The sequence below is a fragment of the Anaerobiospirillum sp. NML120448 genome, assembly GCF_023050945.1.
Taxonomy (GTDB): Bacteria; Pseudomonadota; Gammaproteobacteria; order Enterobacterales; family Succinivibrionaceae; genus Anaerobiospirillum.
In genome coordinates this window covers 1-3,336 of record NZ_JALKIM010000130.1, presented here as the reverse complement: position 1 = coordinate 3,336, position 3,336 = coordinate 1, and the positions used below count along the sequence as shown (strand labels likewise).

The following is a 3,336-nucleotide window of genomic DNA, read 5'->3' as shown; positions in this document are numbered from 1 at the left end:
ATGCTTGAGTAATCCCAATTTGAGGTTCTTTTATTCATATCAACTATACGTATCATTATGGTACGTATATTGTACCGCATTTATAAGTGGTTTACAGTATATACGTATTAGAATCTTGGAATTTCTACTAATTGCTAATGATTTTTTTAGTTCTGCACCAGTATGAGAGCAAGACTGTAATTAAGTTTGGAAGGAGAGTAGGATGGGCTATTAAAAAAAGAAGCCCTCCTAAATTTAAGTCAAACAAAATAGAGTGTCTTTTGGTTGCTCTTAGGAGGGCTTGAAGGTGGAAATTACTTAGGAATTAAGCTTTGGCATTGATAATCTCAAGCTTGGCTGAACCTAAATTTGGATCGCATAGGCTTTGATAGAGCTCGCCAATAATAGGCTCTAACTTGTGATCAATCATGTATGGGTAGTTAATAATGAGCATACCGCTACCACACATGCCATATTCTTCCTGCTGCTCAGTAACACGTAATTCTACTTGGAGCAAAGGACGGTTAAGACGCTTTACTTGCTGCACTAAATTTTTAGAGTGATCATGTAAGCGGCCTAATACTGGATACCAAATAGCATAAATGCCTTGCTCAAAACGGCCTAAACCACGCTTTAAAGCATCCACAGTCCAGCGATACTCTTGCTCATTTTCATAAGGAGGATCAATTAAAATCAGACCACGCTTTTTCAATGGTGGCAATAAAGCATTGATAGTATCTTGGCACTGACGCAGCTCAACACGAACATTACGCTTGCGTTTGAAAATCTGTAATAAACTCTCAAACTCTGCCTTATGAGCATCATTTAAAAAGATGCTATCGCACTGACGGGCTAAACAATACTCGATAAATGGTGAACCTGGGTACATTTGACCACGAGTGGCATATGGTTCTTTTTGAGCCTTGTCAAAAGCCTCGTAATACTCAGGAACTAGCTCTTGTAACACCCCATTTTCAGCTACCTTAAGCCAGCCTGAGGTAAACTCACTATTTTTGCGAGCAAAAGCTGAGGTCATATCATAAATACCAGCACCAGCGTGGGTATCAATGACGGTATATGGCTTATCTTTCTCGTTGAGTGCTCTTAATAATAAGCAGAGCACCATGTGCTTAAGCACATCAGCATGATTTCCGGCGTGAAAGCCGTGACGATAACTAAGCATATTTGCCCCTAAAAAATTAATAAATCCTAAAACTTACTAAGCTTGTTGTGCACTCTCAAGCTCATCATTGAGCTCTAACCACAACTCCTCAGCCTCTTCTTTTTGAGTATTCAGTTGAGCACGCTCTAAAATTAAAGCCTCAAGCTCGTCTTTATTGCCCTCATATAATGAGCTATCAGTCATGCGCTCGTCAATTTCACTAAGACGCTGTTCAAGCTTGGCCATAAGCTTTTCCTGGGCCTCAATTTTAAGCTTGATAGGTCTGAGTGCAGCTCTCTTTTGAGCCTCAAGTTGCTTTTGCTCTTTAGTTTTATAAGAGCTATTAGAGGATGATGGCTGAGTTGCGCTGCTATTAGACTGGCTTGGACGGGCCTTATTGTTAGCCTCATTTAATAAAGCTTGCTGCTGCTCTCTAAACTCACGAGCACGGCGCAATAGGTATTCTTGATAATCATTAAGATCACCTAAGAACTCACTAACCTTACCCTGGTCTACTAACCATAACTTATCTGCAATGGCCTCTACTAAATGGCGATCGTGAGATACTAAAACTAAAGCACCTGAGTAGGATGCTAAGGCCACAGATAAGGCCTCACGCATTTCTAAATCTAAGTGGTTAGTAGGCTCGTCAAGAAGTAATAAGTTTGGCTTTTGGTAAGCAATCATAGCCAAAGCTAAACGAGCTTGCTCACCGCCTGACATGGTACCTACCTTATCAAAAACCTTATCGCCTTTAAAAGCAAAGGAGCCTAAGAAAGTACGTAAATCTTTTTCTTTAGCCTCAGGGTCAATACGCCATAAATGCCATAAAGCATTTTGGTCTTCATTTAAAGACTCAAGCTCATGCTGTGCAAAGTAACCAATTTTAATACCTTTACCAATAAGCACTTCACCTGATAAAGGCTGTAAATTGCCTACTAAAGTTTTAATTAAAGTAGACTTACCTTGACCATTCTTACCGAGCAAAGCAATACGATCACCACTTAACAGCTGTAAATTTACCTTAGATAAAATTACCTGCTCTGAGGCCTCACTTTGGCTTGCTTGAGTGGTAGGACTATTAGATGAAAAGTCATCCAAGTCATTTTCTTGAGCTACACTAGCACTCTTGCGCTGTGGATAGCCTGCATTTAAATCTTTTAAAGAGGCAATAACTTGTGGGGTGCGATCAGGCTCTGGGAAGCTAAAAGAAAATGGAGACTCTTCTTGAGTTACAGCGGTAAGCTGCATTCTATCCATAGCTTTCATTAAAGATTGAGCCTGCTTAGCTTTGGTAGCTTTAGCTCTAAAGCGATCAATAAAGCTTTGCATGTGAGCTAAAATAGCCTCCTCACGGCGACGGGCGGCCTTTTGAGCACGAATACGCTCAGCTCTAATACGCTCATATGAGGAGTAGTTACCAGGATATAAAACTACCTTACCCTCTTCAAAGTGCAAAATATGGTCGGCAAAACTATCTAAAAAGTCACGATCGTGAGAGATACAAAGTAAAGTACCCTCATAACTGTTCAAATAGTTTTGTAAGAACAATACTGTGTCTAAATCTAAGTGGTTAGTAGGCTCGTCTAACAATAAAAGGTCGGACTTAAAAATCAAGGCCTGCGCTAAGTTAAGACGCATACGCCAACCACCAGAGAACTCTTTAACAGGACGATCAAGCTCATTAGGGCCAAAGCCTAAGCCCAAAAGCAAAGCACCTGTTCTGGCTTTTAAAGTCCAGTAGCCAGCCATGCCCAACTCATCTTCAATGAGGGCAATTTTTTCACCATTATTGCTCTCATAGGCCTGCTCTCTTTGTACCAATAGAGCATTAACTGTCTTGTCACCCTGCATGACATAATCAAGCGCACTAATTTCTAAGGCAGGAGTCTTTTGAGCAACAGTAGCAATTTTTAAGTTCTTAGGAATACCAATGGAACCTAGCTCTGGGGCAATTTCACCTTGCAGCGCTGCAAATAAAGTTGATTTACCACAGCCATTACGACCAATAATACCGACTTTTTGTCCTGACAAAATAGTAGCACTAGCATTCTCAATTAGAACTTTAGTGCCACGCATAATAGTTAAATCTTGTAAAGAAATCATATCGGGTTTGCTAACAGCTATATATTCGCCAATTTATCCTAGTGTTAATATTTATAGAACCACGCTATATCAAGCTTTTTAACGCTTTT

The 3,336-nt window shown here is 40.1% G+C and carries 2 protein-coding genes; both read right to left on the bottom strand.

Going from position 1 to position 3,336, the window contains the following annotated elements; all coding sequences use genetic code 11:
- Positions 1–304: 304 nt before the first annotated feature.
- Positions 305–1,162: a 23S rRNA (adenine(2030)-N(6))-methyltransferase RlmJ gene (gene rlmJ, locus MXE38_RS11955; RefSeq protein WP_246915378.1), complete on the bottom strand. Its 858-nt coding sequence runs from the start codon at positions 1,160–1,162 to the stop codon at positions 305–307.
- A gap of 36 nt (positions 1,163–1,198) precedes the next feature.
- Positions 1,199–3,247 (bottom strand): ribosomal protection-like ABC-F family protein, encoded by a 2,049-nt coding sequence (abc-f, locus tag MXE38_RS11950; protein ID WP_246915376.1) that lies wholly within the window; start codon positions 3,245–3,247, stop codon positions 1,199–1,201.
- Positions 3,248–3,336 lie beyond the last annotated feature (89 nt).

Excerpts from the sequence above, each read along its gene's own strand:
- rlmJ (WP_246915378.1), bottom strand. The coding sequence starts at position 1,162 with ATGCTTAGTTATCGTCACGGCTTTCACGCCGGAAATCATGCTGATGTG.
- abc-f (WP_246915376.1), bottom strand. The coding sequence starts at position 3,247 with ATGATTTCTTTACAAGATTTAACTATTATGCGTGGCACTAAAGTTCTA.